This window comes from Ruminococcus sp. OA3 (assembly GCF_022440845.1).
GTDB lineage: Bacteria > Bacillota > Clostridia > Lachnospirales > Lachnospiraceae > Ruminococcus_G.
In genome coordinates this window covers 3947457-3970641 of the sequence record NZ_JAKNTO010000001.1, presented here as the reverse complement: position 1 = coordinate 3970641, position 23185 = coordinate 3947457, and the positions used below count along the sequence as shown (strand labels likewise).

Annotated in this window: 20 protein-coding genes; 17 read left to right on the top strand and 3 right to left on the bottom strand. The window is 45.0% G+C overall.

The window, feature by feature from the left end; translation table 11 throughout:
• Positions 1–42: 42 nt before the first annotated feature.
• From MCG98_RS18300 to MCG98_RS18240, 13 genes are all read left to right on the top strand, one after another.
• Positions 43–756, top strand: coding sequence for a LytTR family DNA-binding domain-containing protein (locus MCG98_RS18300; protein ID WP_240303286.1), 714 nt, complete (start codon positions 43–45; stop codon positions 754–756).
• Complete coding sequence (locus MCG98_RS18295) at positions 753–2096, top strand: ATP-binding protein (protein WP_240303285.1); 1344 nt, start codon at positions 753–755, stop codon at positions 2094–2096. The genes MCG98_RS18300 and MCG98_RS18295 overlap by 4 nt, the downstream gene beginning before the upstream one ends.
• Entirely contained in the window at positions 2086–2241 is a 156-nt protein-coding gene (locus MCG98_RS18290) for a hypothetical protein (protein WP_240303284.1), read from the top strand. Before MCG98_RS18295 ends, MCG98_RS18290 begins: the two co-directional genes overlap by 11 nt.
• A 63-nt stretch (positions 2242–2304) precedes the next feature.
• A complete protein-coding gene (lanM, locus tag MCG98_RS18285; RefSeq protein WP_240303283.1) occupies positions 2305–5223 on the top strand; it encodes a type 2 lanthipeptide synthetase LanM in 2919 nt (972 codons plus the stop codon).
• Positions 5224–5377: 154 nt separating this feature from the next.
• Complete coding sequence (locus MCG98_RS18280; protein WP_240303282.1) at positions 5378–5647, top strand: hypothetical protein; 270 nt, start codon at positions 5378–5380, stop codon at positions 5645–5647.
• 330 nt (positions 5648–5977) lie between these two features.
• The gene (locus MCG98_RS18275; RefSeq protein ID WP_240303281.1) at positions 5978–6448 is read left to right on the top strand and encodes a hypothetical protein; all 471 of its coding nucleotides are present in this window, start codon (positions 5978–5980) and stop codon (positions 6446–6448) included.
• Between the two features lie 65 nt (positions 6449–6513).
• Positions 6514–7893, top strand: coding sequence for a hypothetical protein (locus MCG98_RS18270; RefSeq protein WP_240303280.1), 1380 nt, complete (start codon positions 6514–6516; stop codon positions 7891–7893).
• A gap of 13 nt (positions 7894–7906) precedes the next feature.
• Positions 7907–8638, top strand: coding sequence for an ATP-binding cassette domain-containing protein (locus tag MCG98_RS18265; protein WP_240303279.1), 732 nt, complete (start codon positions 7907–7909; stop codon positions 8636–8638).
• A gap of 1 nt (position 8639) precedes the next feature.
• On the top strand, positions 8640–10796 hold the full coding sequence (locus MCG98_RS18260) for a hypothetical protein (RefSeq protein WP_240303278.1): 2157 nt from the start codon (positions 8640–8642) through the stop codon (positions 10794–10796).
• A gap of 297 nt (positions 10797–11093) precedes the next feature.
• Complete coding sequence (locus MCG98_RS18255; RefSeq protein ID WP_240303277.1) at positions 11094–11405, top strand: DUF6110 family protein; 312 nt, start codon at positions 11094–11096, stop codon at positions 11403–11405.
• A 100-nt stretch (positions 11406–11505) separates the two neighbouring features.
• The gene (locus MCG98_RS18250) at positions 11506–13581 is read left to right on the top strand and encodes a heavy metal translocating P-type ATPase (protein WP_240303276.1); all 2076 of its coding nucleotides are present in this window, start codon (positions 11506–11508) and stop codon (positions 13579–13581) included.
• Positions 13582–13682: 101 nt separating this feature from the next.
• Positions 13683–14456: a nitroreductase family protein gene (locus tag MCG98_RS18245; RefSeq protein WP_240303275.1), complete on the top strand. Its 774-nt coding sequence runs from the start codon at positions 13683–13685 to the stop codon at positions 14454–14456.
• A gap of 10 nt (positions 14457–14466) precedes the next feature.
• Entirely contained in the window at positions 14467–14862 is a 396-nt protein-coding gene (locus tag MCG98_RS18240) for a metalloregulator ArsR/SmtB family transcription factor (protein WP_240303482.1), read from the top strand.
• 37 nt (positions 14863–14899) lie between these two features.
• On the opposite strand, the gene MCG98_RS18235 is transcribed toward MCG98_RS18240, so the two are convergent.
• Positions 14900–15889, bottom strand: coding sequence for a LacI family DNA-binding transcriptional regulator (locus MCG98_RS18235; protein WP_240303274.1), 990 nt, complete (start codon positions 15887–15889; stop codon positions 14900–14902).
• A gap of 518 nt (positions 15890–16407) precedes the next feature.
• On the opposite strand from MCG98_RS18235, the gene MCG98_RS18230 reads away from it, so the two are divergent.
• From MCG98_RS18230 to MCG98_RS18215, 4 genes are read left to right on the top strand one after another with little or no spacing between them, the layout of a single operon-like run.
• Entirely contained in the window at positions 16408–17913 is a 1506-nt protein-coding gene (locus MCG98_RS18230; RefSeq protein WP_240303273.1) for a sugar ABC transporter ATP-binding protein, read from the top strand.
• Positions 17910–18896, top strand: a complete 987-nt coding sequence (locus MCG98_RS18225; RefSeq protein WP_240303272.1) for an ABC transporter permease — start codon at positions 17910–17912, stop codon at positions 18894–18896. The genes MCG98_RS18230 and MCG98_RS18225 overlap by 4 nt, the downstream gene beginning before the upstream one ends.
• A 28-nt stretch (positions 18897–18924) precedes the next feature.
• A complete protein-coding gene (locus MCG98_RS18220) occupies positions 18925–19923 on the top strand; it encodes a Gfo/Idh/MocA family oxidoreductase (protein ID WP_240303271.1) in 999 nt (332 codons plus the stop codon).
• Between the two features lie 29 nt (positions 19924–19952).
• The gene (locus tag MCG98_RS18215) at positions 19953–20990 is read left to right on the top strand and encodes a sugar ABC transporter substrate-binding protein (RefSeq protein WP_240303270.1); all 1038 of its coding nucleotides are present in this window, start codon (positions 19953–19955) and stop codon (positions 20988–20990) included.
• Between the two features lie 105 nt (positions 20991–21095).
• On the opposite strand, the gene MCG98_RS18210 is transcribed toward MCG98_RS18215, so the two are convergent.
• Together MCG98_RS18210 and MCG98_RS18205 are read right to left on the bottom strand one after the other, a co-directional pair.
• A complete protein-coding gene (locus MCG98_RS18210; protein WP_240303269.1) occupies positions 21096–21914 on the bottom strand; it encodes a sugar phosphate isomerase/epimerase family protein in 819 nt (272 codons plus the stop codon).
• A 194-nt stretch (positions 21915–22108) separates the two neighbouring features.
• Positions 22109–22903: a DeoR/GlpR family DNA-binding transcription regulator gene (locus MCG98_RS18205; protein WP_240303268.1), complete on the bottom strand. Its 795-nt coding sequence runs from the start codon at positions 22901–22903 to the stop codon at positions 22109–22111.
• Positions 22904–23185 lie beyond the last annotated feature (282 nt).

The window sequence follows — 23185 nt, the reverse complement described above, 5'->3', positions numbered from 1 at the left end:
AATATGAATTGATGATAAAATATAAAAGAAAGAGGGATGGCAATGATCAGGGTTGCGATAACGGATGATAATGAGTTGTTTTTAAAGATTGTGGAGTCTATTGTGAAAACCTGTTTAAGAGAGAGGAAGGTGGTATACGAGATAAAGACCTATGCAGCTTCGGGGAATTTGCTCTGGGATTTGGAAGAACACGCTTATTTTGATATCCTGCTAATTGATATCGAAATGCCCGGAGTCAATGGTCTGGAACTGGCACGGCAGATACGTTTGCGATACCTGCAGCCTTATCTGGTGTTTATAACCTCCCATGTGGAGTACAGCGTGGAAGGGTATGAGTACAATGCTTACCGATATGTTTTAAAAGACTGCGTGGAAGATAAGCTTCCGCTGGTATTGGAAAAGATCGTGGGGGAACTGGAGAAAAAAGTTCAGAGGCAGTATATCATTGAATTGTACTCGAAGGTTCAGAAGATCGATTATGAAGAAATTTATTATCTTCATGTTGAAGGAAAGTATACATATTTCCACACGGGCAATGAAGTTTTCCGTGAGCGGATTACACTGAATAAGGCATATCAGAAGCTGAATGCAGACGAATTCGTCTACATTGATAAAAGTAATGTTGTAAATCTGCATCATGTGATGGAATTAAAAGACCGGCTTGTGGTGATGCGCGGCGGAGAAAAGCTGCCGGTCAGTATTCCGCAGTATCGTGGAATCAAACAGGCAATCAGCAGTTATTGGAGCAGATCATGATCAGTGGCGGCCAGATGTTAAGGATTCTTGAGATCATCGTTACTACCTGCTGTGGAATTCAGTTGGGATTCCAACCCTGTAAGATGCGATGGAGTCATTGGGCGGCGAAAGTGATGTTTGGCGTGTTGGTGGGGTTCTGGCTCACGATAGAGATTGGGAATACGTTTTTTGGAAAATATGCAGATATAGAATATGCAATTACAGAAGCATATTATTTTGTGATAATTTTTATTTTTTTTGACATTGGACTTTTGCAGGCGTTTGTGCAGAGTGTTTTTTACTGGCAGAGCTTAATGATAATACAAGCCTTTGCTATTCAGTGTTGCTGCATGGCAGAACAGATAACTTTTTTTGATTACAATGCAAAAACGCAACCATGGCATTGGATTCATATTGGAACGACAATAGGAACGATTGTGATGTCTGTGGCGTTGTATCGCTGGAGGAAAGGGAAAGCATTTGTTGAATTCCGACATAAAAGACATTATGGCTTTGCAGTTGCTGCGCTGGTGGCAGAAGCGGCGCTTTACAATTTGCTGATGTTTGACGCTGAACGATCGGGGAATATACCATCCAGTGATGATATGGTGTTTGTTACTTTTTTTATGGTATTTCTTGGCAGCGTAGGGATGCTGATGTGGATGATATCAGCTTATGCGAATGCGAGATATAACAATATTATGATGACAGCGAATTATCAGCAGGTCAGCAAACAGTATCGGCTCATCCATGAATTATATGGAGAAAAAAGAAGGCAGATTCATGATTCAGTTCAGCAAAATATTTTATTGACAGAGTATCTGGAGAGTGGAAATATTGAGGATGCGCTCACTTACCTAAGGGACATTAATCAACAGATAAAACAGAAAAGTGTTTGCACCTATACAGGAATTCCATTCATTGATTTTATGTTGGACTATAAAAGGAATGCAGCGAAACAGTCAGGGATTGAATTTGTCATGGAAATGGATGTGTATTTTTGTCCAATGGAACAGAACGATATGTGCATTCTGCTGGGTAATCTTCTTGATAATGCAATAGAAGCAGTGCAGAATATGGAGAGAGATAAGCGCTTGATTCATATCAAAATGCGCACAGTCAACCAGATTTTTATTCTGCGGATTTCGAATTCATATTATGGAAAACGCCGAATTATTGATGGCAAATATCAGACGACAAAAAGTGAGCGGCAGATACATGGGATTGGACTTGAGAGTGTCATGCAGATTGTGGAACGATATGGGGGTGAAATGAAAATTCAGAATAGTGGAGAAAGGTTTGAGGTTACGGTTACTATTTTTAAAAATATGTTAATTGAAGAGGAAAAAAATGGAAGATAAAGCGATGATAATGGAATTTGACAAGTGTGTAGGAGATATATTATTGGAGTTTAAGAACATAGAAAATATAAGTGGACACTATGATGGTGATATAGAACTATTATGGACCAAGCAAGGAAACTTCTTAAGTGTTCTTTGTTGCTGACATATATAATGCGACGGACAGAACGAAAAATTCTGTCCGTTATTTTTTGAGGGGAATCAGTACATGACATTTGAGACTATACAAAAAACAATCAATGAAAATGAATATTTAAAAAAAATTCTTAGCGGAGAATTGTGTGAAACAATATGCCAGGATACCTGTCTTGCAGACATGCTGCATCGCCTGCTGGAAATGAAGGAGCGGGATCACGGTGAGTTCAGGATGACTATGGACAGAGATAAGCCATGCCCAATATCCGATGATTTACCGCTGTATTTACCTGTTTATCAAAATTTTTTTGAGCACGCTCAAAAGTCTATATCGGACATGTGTGAATCCCGGGGGCTGAGTGAACACATCATTGGTCAGTTATCGGATAAGTTAATCCGGCATTTGCAGTGGATTTATCTGCGGTGTCTGATACAGGATATGCATAATGTCAAAAACCAGAAAAAGCTGAAAGGCTCTGATGAGCAGGAGGAGTATCAATATTATCTGGAACGATATTTGAAAAGCAGTGAATATCAGGCCGCTTTTTTAAAACGGTATCCAACTATTCTGCCGGTAATGTTTGAGAAAACAGAAAAAGTGGCCATATACATCGATAAGATTTTGCGCCATTTGGAAAAGGATCATCGGGAGATTGTTCACACATTATGCAGGGATCATGAATTTCAAAGTGTTGTGGATATGCAGCTGGGAATGTCGGATGAACATTGTCCGGGACAGACGGTTGCAAAGCTTAGATTTGATAATGGGTATACGATTTATCATAAACCGCGAAGCTTGAAGTCAGCAGTGAACTTTGAATGGATCAATCGTTGGCTTTGCGTAAGCTGCGGGCTAAAGCATTATCACCGGGCTCTGATCGATTGCGCAGATTACGGATGGGAGGCAGAAGTCACGTTTCAAAGCTGTCAGCAGGAGGAAGAAGTTGAGCGGTTCTATCGGAGAATGGGAATGCAGCTGTGTCTGGCGTATGTGCTGCATATCTCTGATCTGCACTATGAGAACATGGTGGTTCACGGTGAATATCCGGTCTTGATTGACCTGGAGGTTTTTCCTAATCGCAAGACATTAAAGGGATCTTCAGGTCAATCTTCGGTCTTGTGGGATACGGTTATGAATGCGGGGATACTGCCGGATCACGCATGGGACCGACCGGTAAATGCCGGGCTTTTTGGAGAGCAAAAAGAACAAAAATTTCCGTTTAAAATGCCCCGGATCATAAATCGGCATCGGTCAGATATGCAGGTTGCGTACGATTATCCTGCGATGTCTGCAAAAAATATTCTGCCGGTGCAAAATGGATACACCGTTGATTATTGGCAGTATATTTCATCGGTTTTGTCCGGGTTTACGGAGGCGTACAGGACGATTATGGAGAGACGGGAAGAATTTAAAAATCTTGTCAATCCTGTCGCTGAACAAAAAAGCAGATATCTGTTTCGTCATACACAGGAATATGTCATGTACCAGAATATCTCTAATTTTCCGGAGCTGATGCAGAAAAAGGAACATCGTTATCTGGTGCTGCTGCGTATGAACCAAAATCTTTCCTGTCAGGAAAAACATCGATACCGGATTTTAGAATATGAGATGGAAAGCATTTACCAAATGTGTATCCCTGTTTTTTATGTACAGGGAAATATCTTATACATGGGAAACGGGGAGAAAATTTCAGGTTATTTTACAGACTCCGTACAGGAAATGCTGTTCAGTAAAATAGAACATTTATCTGAAAGAGACCTTGCACTGCAGCGGAAAGTAATATTGACTTCGTTTTTACCGGCAATCAAAAATCCCGGGGATGGCACAGCGCAGCCGCAAAAGAGATTAAATCTGCCTGAATTGGCAACGCCCTGTGCAATCGCAGATCATCTGTTGGAGAACCGGTATGAAGAGGGAGAAAACGGCACCTGGTTTGGCATTGGATATGGACGGGAAGGGCGGGTATATCTGGAACCGGTGGATATGTACCTGTATCGTGGGATTTGCGGGATTGCGGTATTTATGACTGCTGTAAATCGTCAATACCCTTGTGAAAAATATCAGGAGGCATGTAAGCAGCTGACGAAAAAGCTGTTTTGCTATACGGATGAATGGTCAGATGAAAAGAAGAGGAGGCAGCGGCATCGGTGGGGGTTGTTTACCGGGGAGGCATCTTTTGTGTATACATATCTCCTTTTATACCGTATTAAAAAGGATGAGAGGTATCTGGAATATGCAGACAGGCATGGAAGGATCGTATGCAGACATCTGGAGAATGTAAAAGAGAATGATCTGCTGGATGGAAAAGCCGGAGTTATGTTGGCGTTGATTTCATTATATGAGCAGACGGGGAAAAACAGATATCTGGATGCCGCAATGCAAGCGGCGGAACTTCTGATCGAAACAGCTGTTTTGACAGATGAGGGAATTGGCTGGCTGACGGAAGGACAGGCATATCCGTTGGCTGGGATGGCTCATGGCTGCTGCGGCATTGCATTGGCATTCGCCAGACTGTGGAAGATGACGAAGAATAAGCGCTATCATCAGGTCGTGGTAAATGCAATCAAGTATGAAAATTTGCTGTATGATGAAGAGTCGGGAAACTGGAAGGATCTGCGCAACAATAAGGAGGGAACACAGGACACATCGGCGTGGTGCCATGGAGCTCCCGGGATTCTGGCGGCGCGGCTTACGATCAGAAAAATCATGGACTTGTCTGCGGAACAACTATTATTGCCTCAGGCTCTAAAAAAAACACAGGAAACTTATAAAGCATCTGAGTGCCTGTGCCATGGGAATATGGGGATTCAGGAAATTCTGAGGTATGCGTCCGTTGGGAGACAGGAAAAGTATTACAGTACATGCAATATATTCTGTTTGTCACTTGAAGATTATCTTAATCCGGGTTTTATGACGGGCCTCTCAGGGATTGGATATGCACTTCTGTGTAAAGATATTCATTCTCTGCCTGACGTAATGTGTCTCTGCTGAAAGGATAAAAGATATAAAAACAAAGAAAAAAGACAAAATGAAAAAGGATGATATTTATATGATAGGGTGTGTACAAACAATGAAAGTAATGATTGAGATTTTCGTTGTCTGTGACAGCTCATCACAATCAGTGTATAAGGCAAGGAGGAGAAGTATGAAGCAAATGAAGAAAAAAATAGGAGCGTTTTTATTGATTAGCATACTTGTAATAGGAAACGTGATTCCTGTATCTGCCGCAGAGATGTCGGGATTTCCGATGCTGAGCTCGTCTTCCTATACGTCAAGATATGCCAAGGCAATTCAGGTTATGATGCTTAATTATAATAGTACGACGAGACGTTATATAACACAAACGGGCGGCGCGGATGGAAGCTATGGACAGGGTACAGTGAATGCTGTTCAGAGAAATAGAACATTTATCTGAATCCAGGGCTTATGACCGGGCTGGCGGAGATCGGATATGCGCTTTTGCAGAAGGATTTTTCATTAAATAATATTTTATGCTTTTGATGAGTGAATAATAAGTCAATAAATAAAAGATAACGGACAAAATGGAAAAATACTGAAAAATTATGTTATTGTATGTGAAGGAAATGAATTATTTGTTCGATATTAATATTTGCAGGTGGAAACGTTAAGCAAACAATGAAGGGGGGGAGGTTCCAATGAGAATTAAGTGAAGGTGGGCGGAAGTCAAAGGCTAAAATCATGTCACAAAGAACACTGGTTATTACAGGTATGAAAGGAGAAGCTTATGAAACGTTTTAGAAATTTATTTGTCACATTCTGTATGATTATCACAATGATTACACCTGTGGCAGTTTTTGCAGAGGGAAATAATGCACAAGCAGGTGCTGTTCAGCCAAGATCAGATCTCAGTAAAACTGTAACAGATAACGGAAAAAACAGATATAGTGTTTCAGCACACACGTCTAGAGCTGGAAAAAATGCAATTGTAAGTACATCTTTTAGCGTATCATATTATTATGGTGGGACGGCTACAGATAAAGCGAGAGTAAATGGATATACAAAGAGCCTAACCGCTAGAGCACAAGTCGCTTTGAGTGGAGGCGGTGGCAATACTCTTGGTGGTAGTGGTTCAAAGACAGGTGCAAGTGGCAGCTATTCTAAAGCACAAACGTATTTGTATAATATTTCTGCTGTTTCCGGAACACATGCATTTTCCTGCAATGGCGGAAGTACAAGTATTGCTACAAGTGCATAAAATGATGATCGCTACCCAGTGCTTATAGCCGGGTAGCGATATTGAGTTTTAAAATGGTGATTATTATGAAAAGAAAATACATACTTCCCCTTATCATTCTGGCTGCTCTGGCGGCCTTTCTGTTCTTTGGCGTCAGAACACGCAGCATGCCTGCAGAAATAAAGCTTTCACAAACAAACGAAGATGCGGTTGTCTACGGCGCAGATGGATGGGGAGAATCCTATTCGGTCAATGATTATGGGATGCTGTATGCCAGGGACAATGTCATCCGATACTATGATCTTGGGGCAGAAGAGTCGTATGCGTTGTGTGACAAGGCAAATTGTCTGCATTTAAACGAGAAATGTACGGCATGGTACCGTGACTGGACGGCGGTACATGGCATCGCATATTATCAGGACGGCATCTGTTTGTTTAAGCGAAATGATGATAAAAACACATACGAACTGATCCGCATGGATGTCACCGGAAAAAATCAGAAAGTGATCGCCAGACTCGACATTGGGGACTGGAAAAGCGGTTCCTGGTATCTTTCATCGCTTGGGGATATTTATTACAGCGCCGGTCGGGCGGTTGTCGGGGCAGATTATACATGGATCGAGGGAGAAGGGGATTCCTCACAGACGCAAAACTGCATACAGTATCTGCTGATCGATATGGTGGATGGAGCGGTGTCGGAGGTCAATGAAAAGACCACGGACTCGACCGTGTATGAACTCCAAGGAATCTCGGAGGACGCCTTGTTTTTTAAGAAAACAGTATCGGAAATTGAGCAGTTATCGGAAAAGGAATTTGAAGAAGCGTATGCTTCCGGAATGTTCCGCGGAGAAATCCATACGGAGGATTCGATGGAGCGCTATCTGGAGTATCAGGGCAAATGGTATCCGGCTCACAGCGATCAGAAAGATGAGTATATCAAGTACAATATCAAGGATTCGAGTGAAACACTTCTGGAAGAAACGCCATTGACCATGACATTTGATGAGGAGGGGTATCTGGTCGAGACACTTTCCAAATATATAGTGTTGGGAAGCTACGAACAATCTTATCTGGTCAGTGAACCGGATTGGGATCATGAGAGCGGCGAATATTTCCTGTGGGATCTGGCGAAGAATGAAAAAACCCCTCTTTTCAACATTGAACACGGTGGTACGCTTGCCTGGGAGACGGGCAGCTTAGCACTCGGCATTTATGATGAGTCGAAGATTTTGTATTGCGAGTATATAGATGAGACGACGGCGAACATACTGGAGCATGACTTAAAGACTGGGGACAGTCGGGAACTGTTCGAGGATGTGCGCAATATTTCCTTCCGGATTATCAACGTGACGGAAGAATTTTTCATCGGAAAGATCTATACAGATACGGGGTACGGCGTATATAAAATACGGCGGGAAGACTATTTTGCGGGGAATCTTGACAAGGTGGTTAAACTCAGGGTTTAAAAGGGAGATGGGTATGAAACTTGAGGCGGTGGAGCTCGATAAGCGGTATCAAAAAGTACATGCGTTAAAAAAAGTCAGTTTTTCTCTGGAAGAGGGAATTTATGGACTTTTGGGACCGAACGGTTCCGGTAAAAGCACTTTGATGAATATTGTTACAACGAATCTCAGACCATCATCAGGAGATGTCCTGTGGAATGGGCTTGAAATCAATAAGCTTGGCAAAGAATACCGGAAAATTCTGGGTTATGTTCCGCAGCAGCAGGCGTTATATCCGGATTTTACGGTCATGGATTTCATGCAGTATGTGGCGCTGCTGCGGGAGGTGCCCGCAGATGCTGCAAAAGCAGCCATCGCAGATATTTTAAGGGAAGTGGAACTGGAGGAGGTCAGCCGGTTTAAGATCCGCATGCTGTCCGGAGGGATGAAGCAGCGGCTTTTGATCGCTCAGGCTCTGGTGGGCTCGCCGGAACTGCTGATTATGGATGAACCCACGGTGGGATTGGATCCCAAGCAGCGCTGTCAGATTCGCACGTTAATCGAGCTGATTGCGAGAGGGAGAATCGTTGTAATCGCAACCCATATTGTATCGGATCTGGAATCGATTGCGGATGAGATCCTTCTGTTGAAGGAAGGGCAGCTTCTGAAAGCTGGAAGCCCTTCCGGCCTGATGCGCGAAACGGCCGCTCTGGCGAAGAAACCCATGCATTCGCTGGAAGAGGTCTACCTCTATTACTTTGGAGCGTGATATGCATAAGATCATCTTTTATGAACTGAAAAAAGTATTTCATAAGCGAACACTGCTTCTCTTTGTCGGTCTTGGTTTCCTCATCAATGCCCTGCAGCTTCTTTATCGGATCGAAACGCCGGACGAGGATGGTTATTCGGTGCGGGAATTCTCTGAGGTGTATGAAGCTTATGCGGGCGACGGTAGGACTTCTTCATTTTTCGAGCACGAGATCGAGCGGAAGACACTGTTACTGGATGAGGAATTTTTTCAGCGGGACTACACAGAGATACGTGTGCTGGAGCATATGCGGCAGCAGGCTTGGCAGCTGGAAGGCTATGATACATTTTTGACCGATGTAGCAAAGCGAACGGAAAAAATGCAAAAATCCCGCCTGTTTGCGCAAAAGGGGGCGTATTTCTACCGCAATTTGCAGCAGACACAGGAGGCCTATGACACCTTAACAGATGTCGCCGTTGCAGCGGATTTCGATGAGGGTGTGCTGCTCTATACAGACAGTCGGGTTACGGATGTTTTCTGCCTGCTCATTGTCATGGTTGTTGGCGTGCAGGTCTTTGCGGCTGATTACGAATCCGGCGCCGGGGCGCTGTTCCGGTGTATGAAGCGCGGGCATGCAGAACTGTTTTTTATGAAGATTTTGGCTGCCTGCATGATCACATTTGCCATCTATGCGCTGTTTTATGGGACAAATTATCTCTTAATTGACCATATCGTTGGATTTGGGGATACGGACAGGGCGATACAGTCTGTGGTCGGGTATTTTACGAGTGCGCAGCGACTGTCAGTGGGTCAGTACCTGCAGGTTTTTTTCCTGGCTAAGATCGTCGGAGCCGTCACGATCGGCATATTATTTGCCGCAGTGTGTACCGTGGTTCGAAATTCTGTGTTATCGATTGGGATCGGAACTGCCATCTACGGGATTGCGTATCTTGCACATACGAAGATACCAGCTTATTCCTGGTTGGGTGTGCTGAAAATGATCAATCTTTATCCACTGGATCAGGTGCGGTACTATTTTATGGAATATGAAAATATCAATGTGTTTTCACTTCCGGTCAGCCGGTTTGCCTGTGGCGTGGTCAGCGTGCTGTTGTTTATGCTGCTCGGAACGGCAGCAGCATTTATCTGTTATACGAAAGATATCCGCATCGTTTTGGCAACCCCCATACGGCTGGGGCAGGCGGCAGCGCACTATGCCAGGCGGGTACGAAACCGCCGCCGACCAAAACGAAGCCTGCTGTCGTATGAGATGGATAAGCTTTTTCGGATTAACAAAGGAATTTTTGTCATGTTGTTTTTGGTCGGCTTTCAGCTGGTCAACGGCATAACTGCCAACTATTTTATCGACAGCGGTGAATTTTATTATCGGTCGTACTCGGATCGGCTGTGCGGGGAACTGACGGAAGAAAAGGATGCGTATCTGGAAGCGGAAAAGGAGCGGTTCGCAGCGTTGGAGACAGAGCGGGAGCAGTACCTTGTAAAATATAATCACGGGGAGATCAACCAGACAGAATTGGATTATTATCTCGAGCGTCTGGAGGCGGATGCGGCACGGCAGAACAGTTTTGAGCGGGTCTATGAACAGTACACTTCTCTGCGCGCCAGGGAGGAGGAGGGGGCTGCTGTGCAGTATCTTTATGTTACGCCCTGGAATCTGCTGTTTGGTCCGGAAGCTGTGAGGGGGACGCTGCTGCTGTACGGAATCGCAGCTGGTGTTTTGATCCTTTTGTTTTCTTCCTGTGGTGCACTGGAGTACAGTACGGGTGTGGAGCAGCTGATTCAAACGTCAGTTGTCGGGAAACGGGGGATCTGGCGGCGGAAGTTTGCGATCGGGCTTATAACGTCCGCCGTGGTAAGCGGGATCACGTTCCTGCCCCAAATGGTGAGAATCATCCGTGTGTTTGGTTTGTCCGGATTTGACGCTCCGGTATCCAGTTATATTCCGCACTCTGTGCTGCCGGAAGCTCTTACAATGGGAAGTTATTTTATCATGCACATTGTGATCAGATTGATAATGATGGAAGCGGTAATGACAGGGATGCTTTTTCTGTCAGAGCGGTCGAAAAATCGAATTGTTGCCATTATATTGGGAACGTTGGTGTTTTTGGTTCCGGTTCTTATTTTGTTTGTGTTGTTGCCTTCTGCGTATAAATTATAGATTATGAGAGATTTCAGAATGAGAATGTCAATTCCATTTTGGTTTACCGGTGGTGCGCCGAACAATCTGTACGCCGTTGGGGTTCGGAGAACATCTTAAGCGAAAAAATTTATCGATAAGTGAAAAAATGTAGAAAAACAGTATGCAGAAGATTATAATGAAAGTTATACTATTATGAATGTTATAAGGAGGCGGATAATATGAAACACCATAAATTCTGGGCGTGGGGCATTGTGATTTGTCTCATTATGGCAATTTATACAGGCTATAAACATAAGTAGAACGGAGGTACATAAGATGTTGGATTGTTTTAAATGTATTAATTTTAAAAAGACCGGAATTTTTGCAGCGGGTGTGCTGTTTGGAACCGCGGGAATCAAACTGTTGTCCAGCAAGGACGCAAAAAAAGTTTATACAAATTGTACAGCAGCGGTATTGAGAGCAAAAGAATGCGTGATGAAGACGGCTACCACGGTTCAGGAAAATGCTGAAGATATCTATACGGAGGCAAAACAGCTGAATGAAGACCGGATGACGGAAGAAGAGATCGATGATGCCAAGACAGATGCTGAAGGTCCGGAAACAGCAGAAGAAGCAGTAACCGAATAAAAAGCGCATGGCACCTGTAGAAACTTCTACAGGTGTTTTTCGCCGAAGCGTACAAAAAGGGCTGCCGGCGGCAGGCTTTTTTGTTGGAAAGAAGGATAATATGAAGTTTAAGATCAAACACGAGATGCAGGGCAGAATCCGCATTCATGTGATGCAGAAGCACATGACATATGAAGAGGCAGATATCTTATTATATTATCTCCATAACCTGAAATACGTCACATTTGCGAAAGTATATGAACGCACGCAGGATGCAGTCATCCATTATGTGGGCGGAAGAGATGAGACTGTGGATTCTCTTAAAAAATTTCAGTATCGGGACGTAAAAGTTCCGAAAGGACTGATTGAAAATTCCGGCAGGGAGCTCAATGCGAAGTACTGGGAGAAACTGACGAACAAGGTCATACTGCGGGTGGGCAACAAGCTGCTGCTCCCATACCCCGTTCAGGCGGTATTGGCGGCTGTCAAATCTGTCAGATACATCTGGAAAGGATTACAGACGCTGGCTAAAGGAAAAATTGAAGTACCGGTTCTGGATGCCACGGCAATCAGCGTATCGATTCTGAGAGGCGATGTCAATACGGCAAGTTCCATTATGTTTCTGCTTGGAATCGGAGAGATTCTGGAAGAGTGGACTCATAAAAAGTCGGTGGATGATCTGGCAAGGACGATGTCGCTGAATGTGGGAAAAGTCTGGATGGTGCGCCAGGACCAGGAGGTCCTGGTGCCGTCTTCCGAGATAAAAGCGGGGGACCAGGTTCGGATACGGATGGGGAATGTTGTGCCGTTTGACGGCATTGTCACGGAGGGTGATGCCATGCTGAATCAGGCATCGCTCACCGGAGAGTCCGTGCCGGTCAGAAAGACTGTCGATAAATACGTTTACGCCGGAACGGTTGTGGAAGAAGGTGAGATCACGGTCTGCGTGAAGGAGGCGGAGGGCTCCAGCAGATATGAAAAGATCGTCACGATGATTGAAGAATCAGAAAAACTAAAATCGATGCTGGAGAGTAAGGCGGAGCATCTGGCTGACCGTCTGGTTCCCTACACACTTGCCGGGACAGTGGCTACCTATCTGGTTACCGGAAATATAACAAAGGCACTGTCAGTTCTTATGGTGGATTTCTCCTGCGCACTGAAACTGGCGATGCCGATCTCCGTACTGTCGGCGATCAGGGAAGCAAGTTTGTATAATGTGACAGTTAAGGGCGGGAAATATCTGGAGGCAGTTGCGCAGGCAGATACGATCGTTTTTGACAAGACGGGGACGCTGACGAAAGCAAAACCGACGGTTGTGGATGTAGTCTCGTTCTGTGATCTGGAACCGGATGAATTGCTTCGCACGGCAGCGTGTCTTGAGGAGCATTTTCCACATTCCATGGCTAAGGCGGTTGTTCAGGCGGCAAAGGCGAAAAAGCTATACCACGAAGAAAAACACTCAAAAGTGGAGTACATCGTCGCCCATGGAATCTCAACAATGATTGATGGAGAGCGGACGGTGATCGGTAGCTATCACTTTGTCTTCGAGGATGAAAAATGTGTGATTACAGAAGAACAGAGACAGAAGTTTGAGGAACTTCCCGCGGAATATTCTCACCTTTATCTTGCGATTGAAAACCGTCTGGCTGCTGTCATCTGTATTGCTGATCCATTGAGAAAAGAGGCTGAAGCCGTAGTGAATTCTCTGAAAAAAGCGGGAATCAGCAAAGTGGTTATGATGACGGGGGACAGTGAACGCACGGCTAGTGCCATCGCATCCAGGATTGGTGTGGATGAGTATTATTCGGAAGTACTTCCGGAGGATAAAGCGAAATTTGTGGAAAAAGAGAAAGCACAGGGTAGAAAGGTTATCATGATCGGAGACGGGATCAACGATTCACCGGCACTTTCCGCTGCGGATGTCGGGATTGCAATCAGCGATGGCGCAGAGATCGCCCGGGAGATTGCGGATATTACGATCGGGGCAGATGATCTGTTTGGAATTATGACGTTAAAGGCCATCAGCGACGGATTAATGAAGAGGATCGGCAGGAATTACAGATTTATCGTGGGCTTTAATGCGGGACTGATCGTGTTGGGGATCGGAGGAATCTTACAGCCTGCTGCATCTGCGTTTCTCCATAATACATCGACGCTGGCGGTCAGCTTAAAAAGCATGCAGAATTTATTAAATTAAAATGTGCAGATTGGGCAATGGTAACGCGTTTCTTTACCAATGTTGCATTCGGGGGTTCTTTTGTTATAATGGTTAAAGATTATTAACGAAAGGAGTTCGCGATGTCAGATCATACGATAAAAATTAACCGGGAGACATGTATTGGATGTAGTCTCTGTGCAAAGACTTGTGTTGCGCATAATATAAAACTGGATGATGGAAAAGCTAAAATTATATCTGATAACTGTGTCATGTGTGGGCAGTGTTCTGCTGTCTGTCCGAGAGAGGCGATAACCATCTCCGGCTATGATATGAATCCGGTCCCCCGTAAAGAAACGGTTCGTCTGGACCCGGATGATGTATTAAATGTTATACGATTTCGAAGAACGGTCAGGCAGTTTCAGAACAGAGGAATTCCAGAACATGTACGGGATCAGATTCTGGAGGCGGGAAGACTGACCCACACGGCAAAGAACCTGCAGGATGTTTCTTTTGTTGTTCTGGACAAACAAAAAGGGTGGATTGAACAGATGGCTGTCCGTTTATTCCGAAGAATAAAGCCCTATGCTGATCTGTTCAGCCCCATGGCGAAAAACGTTGAAATAGATGATCACTTTTTCTTCTTTCATGCGCCTCTTGTGATTGTTGTTTTGGCGAAGGACACAACCAATGGTATTCTCGCGGCACAAAACATGGAATTTGTAGCGGAGGCGAACGGACTGGGGGTACTGTTCAGTGGATTCTTTACATCTGCAGTCAATGCTTCACGTAAGATAAAAAGAGCGCTGAGAGTTCCCCGGGGGAAAAAAGCGGCGGCGACGCTGGTGCTTGGTTATCCGGATGTAAAGTATTTGCGCTCCGCACAGCGTGAAAAACTGAATGTCAGATACATGTGAGGAGTTGATGATGGAAAAGGATTGTGAAAAAAGATTACAAAAAATCGTGTGCGGTTTTCAGGATTGCAGACACGCTTTTACCGCTATTGGTGATGAGACAAGACAACTGATTCTGCTTGTACTCCTGGGCAGTGATCTGTCTGGAATCCGGGTTGGTGAAATCGCAGAGAAAACTCATCTGACAAGGCCTTCTGTCTCTCATCATCTGCAGATATTAAAAGAGGCCGGAATTGTAGCCATGAGAAAAGAGGGCACAAAGAATTATTACTATGTCAGCCAGGACGAAACGCAGTGGAAAGAAATGGCTGATTTGATCAGTCTGATCTATGAAAGCGTCAGGCATATCAGCAGTGCGCAGACATCGCCTAGGGGGAGGGGACGGGACATCTGTCACAGTAAGAAGTGAAGACAGCTGCCGGAAGTATTCCGGCAGCTGTCTTAAGTTATGTGGATTCTTTACAGGAGATTGTAACCGGCAGCACCATGCGATACGGGTCCATCGTACCGTTTTCGATATAATCGATCAGAACCTGCACACAGGTTTCCGCCTGCAGGGCACACTGAACATCGATGGATGTGATTGACGGGGTACTCATTTTTCCGATGATGCTGTTGTCAAATCCTACCAGAGCAATATCATTTGGAACAGAAAGCCCAAGTTCGGCAAATATTTTTGCAGCGAGCACCGCCATGTTGTCGTTGGTGCAGATAAATGCTTCCGGATAGTTTTTCATCTCGCTGAGTTTGCTGCGCAGGCGTGCCAGATCATAGACATGAGTTTTGTCCAGGTCAGTTACCATCCATTCCTGGCGGGGCAGGACGCCAAAATGGAACATAGCCCCCATAAATCCCTCATAGCGCTCCATGAAACCTGTGCTGTGGAGCGGATTTCCAATGAAACCAATTTCACGGTATCCTTTTTCGAGCAGATACTGCACTGCCTTGTGAGCTCCTTCCAGATTGTCTTCGATGACAGTTGGCACTTTCAGAGTATGGTAGCGTGTCCCCGTGGCGATCAGCGGCAGGTTTGTCGCAGCGATCTTGGCCACGATCCGTTCCTCCATATCACCGAGAACAATAAGTCCGGAAATTGAATTTGTCTCAAAAATATCTCTTAATGCATCCGGCTGTGTATCGCACGCATCACCCTTAAAGACCATCATATTATATCCGCGGTCGTGAACCCTGGACAGGATATTCTGATAAAAGCTCATATAAAAATAAGAATCCTGCAGGCGTTCTCCGGTGGAAATCAGGCCTATATTGTGAAGGTCAGGTTTATTTTTCTGTTCCAGGTATCCCATCTGCAGTGCGGTCTGCCATATTAACTCTCTGGTTTCTTTCCTGACCGAAGACATGTTGCGAAGAGCAAGAGAAACCGTGTTGATAGAAACGCCCGTCTTCTCTGCAATATCTTTCATTGTTACCTTCATAAAGAGCTCCTCATCTAATCCATAAGTTTGTATATCCTAATCTTCCTTCTTACTATAATCAATCCGTGTCGGAATGTCAAATCCAAACATAATATTAATATTAATTTCAATTCTATACTTTAGCATTCCTGCTGAAAATAAAAGGAACCGTGGTTTTAATGTTTTGAAAACATGGTGAAATATTGTATTTCTGCGCATTTTTCAATGCAAATGAGCGAAAAACTAAACTTTTTTTAGGATTCTTGCACGGAAAGTACAATGCCTGAAATTTGATGTAAAATTCCATAAAAAACCTGCAGGTGTTTTTGGTAAATATTAATAAAAATGAAAAATAATATTATTGAATGTGATAAATAATATTAAAATACAGGACAAAAATTCCTAATAAAATCGTGAAAATAGATGGTTATTAATATTAATTTATGCAAGAAAGCAATAGTAATTTCTGATGATTAATAATACTATGGTGGCAGGTCGAAAAAGAAAAACATGAACGTGATCAAGAGAAGGAGGGTAAAATGGAGGAATATGTAGTTAGCCTGAAGCACATAACAAAACGTTTTCCCGGTGTTGTAGCACTGAGGGATATGTCCCTGAACATACGTCCCGGAGAAATTCATGGTCTGATCGGGGAAAACGGTGCCGGAAAATCGACTTTGATCAAAGTGCTGACAGGGGTCAATATCCCTGAAGAAGGCGAGATTCACATAGGCGGGCAAAAAAGAGCCATCCGATCACCGGTTGATTCGAGGAATCTCGGTGTTGCATGTGTGTACCAGGAGCTGAACATCGTTTCACTGCTGTCAGTTACAGACAATATTTTCATCGGCCGATCGATTAAAAAGAAGAACGGACTGCTGGATTATAAAAAAATGGATCAGGAAGCGAGGGAGGCGCTGGAATCTCTTGGACACGGGGAAATTGATGTTCATACTCAGTGCGGAAAACTGGGCATCGGACTTCAGCAGATGGTGGAGATCGCGAAGGCGGTTGCCATCAATGCACGGCTGATCATAATGGATGAGCCGACCTCAAGTCTCGGCGAGGGAGAAGTCAGGCAGCTGATGAAAACGGTCCGCCGGCTGAAGGAAAAGGGAATCGCTATCCTGTTTGTATCACATAAACTGGAAGAACTTTTTGAACTCTGTGACCGGGTGACCGTTATGCGCGACGGCCAGCATATCATCACAGAAGACATTCAAAATATGGACAATGACAAATTGATAGAGGCGATGGTTGGAAGGACGCTTGAGAACCTGTATCCGAAAGAACAGGGGGTAAAGGGAAAAGAAGGGCTGCGGGCAGAACATCTGATGGCGGAGGGGGTGCTGCATGATGTGAGTTTTACCGCATACCACGGCGAGATTCTGGGATTTGCCGGGCTGGTAGGTGCCGGCAGAACAGAGACAATGCGTGCAATCTTCGGGGCAGACCCTTTGGACAGCGGCAAAGTTTATGTTGAAGGAGAGGAAGTACAGATTAAAAATCCTACGGAAGCCATCGCAAAGAAAATTGCATTTCTGACAGAGGACAGAAAAGGGCAGGGGCTTGTTCTCTCTCAGAGTGTAAAGACGAACCTGATCATGTCAAGTATGAAACGGTTCCGCAGAAATGGTCTGTTTGATTTTAAGAAGATAGAAACGGTCAGCCGGGAGAATATTGAAAAGCTGAAGATTAAGACACCGACGAGTGAGGAGGTTGTCGCTCAGCTCTCAGGAGGAAATCAGCAGAAGGTGGTCATTGGAAAATGGCTGAACAGCGATTCGGAGATTTTTATCTTCGATGAGCCGACAAGAGGGATCGATGTCGGTGCCAAGATTGAAGTTTACAACGTTATGAATGAGCTGGTAAGACAGGGAAAATGTATCATTATGATTTCATCAGAGCTTCCCGAGGTGCTTGCCATGAGTGACCGTGTAATTGTCATGCGTGAAGGCAGGATAACCGGAGAGATCGAAAGGGCAACCGAACATTTTAATCAGGAATCAATTATGAAAGCTGCATGGGGAGGTACACTGTCATGAAAAAGAATATGAAAAGTGCATTGATGAAGATCGCGCCACTGCTGGCGCTGATCATACTGGGAATCATCCTGGCATTTATGCTTCCGGGGAAATTTTTAAGGGGCAGCAACCTTATGAATATTCTGAAGCAGGCCGGTATCAACTGCATGATTTCCGGGGGTATGCTGGTGGTACTTATCACAGCCGGTATCGACTTATCCGTTGGTTCCAATACGGTACTGGGTGCCTGCTTTATCGGAGTGCTGATGCAGAAATTTGGAATCACAAATCCATTTGTACTGATGGGAGCGGCGCTGCTGATCTGCACGCTCATGGGATTTGTCAACGGGACACTGCTGACAAGACTTAACCTGCCGCACCCTTTCGTATCGACACTTGGTATGAAAAATGTACTGCTTGGATTTGCGCTGCTGATTACAGATTCAACCCCAATTGGTTTTATGAACAAAGGTGTTGATTCGACACTGTTCCTGGGGTCTGCAACGATTGGAGACTTTCCGGTCAGCTTTATCGTGGTAATTATTGTTTACGCTATCTTTCATGTTTTTCTTACCAGGACAGCCCTGGGCCGCCAGATCTACTGTGTTGGGGGTAATGCAGAAGCGGCCCGTCTGTCCGGAATAAAGTCAAAGAATGTATTAACATTTGTCTATTCACTCTCCGGGTTTATGTGCGGCCTCGCCGCAATCATCCTGGTTGGCCGCGTGACAACGGCAAATGCGACGGCAGGCACTACATATGATACGGATGCGATCGCAGCCTGCATTATTGGCGGTGCGTCATTTACAGGCGGAAAAGGTACAATCTGGGGGACTATGATGGGCGCAATCCTGATCGCCACGATTCGAAATGGATTGAACCTGTTCGGAACCAAAAATGATATTCAATACATTGTCATTGGAGCGGTTATCATTCTTGCAGTTACGATAGATGTTGTCCGCAACCAGATGGAGGCAAAGGCCAGAAGACTGGCGGCCAAATAACAGTTGATTGAGAAAGGAGATCATAAAAATGAAAAAACTGAGAATCGGTGTCATCGGTCTGGGGAGACTGGGATATCATCACGCAATGAATGTAACAAAGAGTCAGAGGGCAGCGCTTACTGCGGTATCAGATCCTTTTCCGGATGCACTGAAAAGAGCCGTCGATAATTTCGATGTAGAGGGCTATGCGGATTATAAAGAGATGATAGTCAGTGATGATGTGGATGCGATCGTGGTGGCGACCCCTACCAAGACACATTATGATGTACTGATGGACTGTATTGCAACCAAAAAACCGATATTTGTAGAAAAACCGATCACCTTTACGGTAGAAGAATCAGAGGTGATTATGAAGGAAGTGGAAAAGCAGGGTGTATTCCTTCAGGTAGGGTTCATGCGGCGGTTTGATCCCGGCCATATGGCGGCGAAAGAAGCTGTTATGAGTGGAAAATGTGGTAAGCCGATCTACATTCATGACTGCCAGAGGGACCCCAACGGTCCGCCACCTGCATACGTTCCGGAAAGCGGAGGCCTCTTCGTGGACATGGGTATTCATGACCTGGACGTTGCGCGATGGCTGATGGGAAGAGAGATCACAGAGATCTATGCACAGGGTGCAGTGCTGAAACATGAGTTCCTGAAAGAATTAAATGATGTGGATGACGGACAGATGCTGTTGAAATTCCAGGACGGCGGCCTCGGTATGATCGAGATCAGCAGAAATGCAAATGATGTATACGATACACGGACAGAGGTTATCGGTCTTGAGAAGAGTGTATTTGTCGGACAGAATCAACTCACACCGTACACAATGATCGGAAATCAGGAGATCACCGTAGACATGGCAAACTGGTGTCTGGGAAGATTTAAAGATGCTTACGAGATAGAGATGCAGACATTTATCGACTGCGTACTCGAAGGAAAACCGTCGCAGGTGACGGCTTATGACGGTATGATGGGGATTAAGCTTGCACTGGCTGCAACAGAATCACACCGCTCAGGCAAATCGGTTACATTAGAATATTAAACCATAAAAACAAAAGGGAGGATTTTAGGATGAAGAGAAGATTATTGGCAGTGTTGCTGACTGCAGGACTGGTTCTGTCGATGACAGCGTGCGGAGGGAAGTCTGAGGAAAGTGCTTCGGGCAGTGCGTCAGAGGATGCATCTGCAGAGGACACGGGAGGCGGCGAAGCAGACGCAGGCGGAAATGATGCAGCAGAAGATGCCGGCGGAGCAGATGCGAAAGATATCAGCATCGCAGTTAATCTGAAAACACTGAACAGTGAATACTGGGGAAATGTTAAGGCCGGATGTGATAAAGCGGCTGAAGAGCTTGGTATCGAAGTCACTGTCAACGGGCCGGATGCGGAGAGTGAGATCGCTCAGCAGGTTACTCAGATCGGTGATCAGCTGGCGCAGGATGTAGATGCCATCATCGTCGCACCGTGTGATACGGATGCGGTATCCGGTGCACTGGAAAGTGCTTCGGGCGAGATCCCTGTCTTTTTTATCGATCAGGACGTGGATTTTCCGGGAAAAACATCTTTCGTAGGAACCAGTAACGTGGACGCTGCTAAAAAGGGCGGTCAGTATATCGGAGAAAAAATCGGAAAAGACGCCAAAGTAGTCATCATCTACGGACAGGAAGGCGAGAGTACATCCAATGCAAGAACTCAGGGTTACAAAGAGGGGCTTGCTGAGTTCGGAATCGAGCCGATTGCTGAGATGTCGGGAAATAACGTTTCCGATACTGCAAAGGCGGCAATGGAGGATCTGCTGACCCGTTTCAACAACGAAATTGATGCTGTTCTGTGCATGAATGATGACACGGCAATCGGTGCACTGTCAGCATGCCAGGATGCGGGTGTTGCAGAAGATATCACGATCATCGGATTCGATGGCAACCAGTCTGCAGTTGAACTGGTTGCGGCAGGCGATCTGGAGGCTACGATCGCGCAGCAGCCGACTGAAATGGGATACATTGCGACCATGAACGCGTACAAGGCAATTAACGGCGAAACTGTAGAAAAGGAAGTTCCGGTTGAAACGATCTTTATCACCAAAGATAATGCTGCAGAATATGTGAAATAAGTAAAAAAGAGGAATCCCGGGAGATGGGATTCCTCTTTTTTGATTCTCTGTCATCAGAATACAAAACCCCGGTATTGCAGGTCAGCGCAATATCGGGGCTGTCAGCTATTTTGTGGCTTCTTTCAGCACACGCACATCCTCTTTCATCAGTTCAAAATAATCCGGATTCAGATGGCGCATCGGTGCAAGTTCATACAGGTTCTCAAGGATGATCCAGCCTTCATAATTCTGCTCTTTCAGATAGTCGATGGAGCCGTAGAAATCTGCGACGCCAGTCCCGATCACCGCGTTTGCGATACAGCCCTTTGTACTGTCTTTCACATGCAGCTGATTGCCCATATGCGGATAAATCCCTTTTAGCACATCCACCTGTTTATATTCTGTAAAGTATGTATAATTATCACTGTCGTAGAACAGGGAAAAGTTTTCACGGTCAACCATGTCCACCAGCTGAAGCTGTTTCTCGACACTCAGAGGATTCTCACATGATATTTCAATGCCCTTGTCAGCGGCATAGTCACAGAGATAACGGTACCTCTTTGCTGTCAGTTCCAGTTTTTCCTCCGTGTCTGCCAGGCTGGCATTGAAGTTGGAGAAGAACACCATCGGTATTTTCATGTATTCTGCGGCATCCACAGCTTTTGTTACCCAGTGATTGACTGCGTCGTACATGGGATCACCCTCGGGTGTGAAGAATGGTACATTGTCACCGTCACTGCATCCGATATTGGCATATTCAATGCCATATTTCTGCTGTGCGTCCAGGTATAAATCCTGAATCTTTTTCTGGGACAGGGCCCAGCCGTGCTCGTAGCTGCCGAACTCCAGAGACATTCCATCCAGCCCCATTTCCGATACGATCTGCGGTGCAAAAACTCCGGTTCCCGGAACGCAGAAGTTACAAATCCCCAATTTTACATTCATAATAGTTGCTGCTCCTTTCAGATATTCGCCGCTTTTTCGGACGACATATTAATAAGTACATGATATCATGTGCGCAGAAAAAGAAGCGCTCATATACCACCATTATTATACCTTATCTGAGTCATCGAAAGAAGTGAAAAGTGCAGCCTGGGGCAAAGTGTGCAAGAATTGGAAAGTCTGGATGCACAGGGATATCAGGGGGCCGTCTCTTCATCGGAGGAAGCGATGACGACATCCACGCCGGCACTTCTCAGGTACTCGATAGATTCTGCAGGCGCTTTTGAATCTGTGATCACAAGATCCAGTGCTTCTGAAGAACATGTCTTATACAGAGCGTTGATGGAAAATTTACTGTAATCTGCTGCCACCAGAATTTTACTGGCTTTTTCAAAGATGCTGCGCTTCAACATGCCCATCTCGATATTAAAATCGGTCAGCCCTTCGTTGACGTTGAATCCGTCTGTACTGACGATTGCCAGATCGATTCTGGAAAAGCAGTTGAGAAAATCCACAGACAACATACCTGTGGTGATCAGTTCATCCTTTTTCATGGCGCCTCCGATGAAATAAAGCGTATGGTTGGTTCGGGTACTGATCTCCAGCGCAATGTGTATGGAGTTGGTGATGATCGTAAGATCCTCTTTTTGATTCAGAAGTTTCGCCAGTTCGAAAATTGAGGTGCCGGAATCCAGTGCGATGGTGCAGCTGTCCGGAATCCGGTGAAGCATTTCTACTGCAATCTGAGCTTTTTCGCGCTGGTTCTGTACAGAGCGGACATTCCAGGGCTCCATGTCAGCGGGGGAATCGTTGTCCGGGCGCAGTACGGCTCCGCCGTAAACGCGCTTAACGATCCCTTCCTGCTCCAGCTGCTTCAAATCACGGCGTACTGTTTCGAGGGATATGCTGAAAGTCTCACACAGCTCTTTGTTGGAGATATTTTTTTTTTCATAATATAATTGTTTCATTTGACCAAGTCTGTCTTGCTTCATTTTGGACCCCTTATGTGGAATCATCGATAGGATGATTGTAATATAGCAAATTATACCAACAAAACGGTCAAAAAGCAATGGATTTAAAGAAAGAAAATAGATAAAGCAGACAAAAAATGAGGGAAAAATATAAAAATCCAACTAAAATGACAATAAAACGACTATATTTGTTGGGATATATTGACAAAATAATGAGGAAATGGTAAAACATAAATATAAATGACAATGTTATGAGGGGGTTAATGACTAAGTTTTGAGTAAGTGAGGTGATAGGAGGTGCGT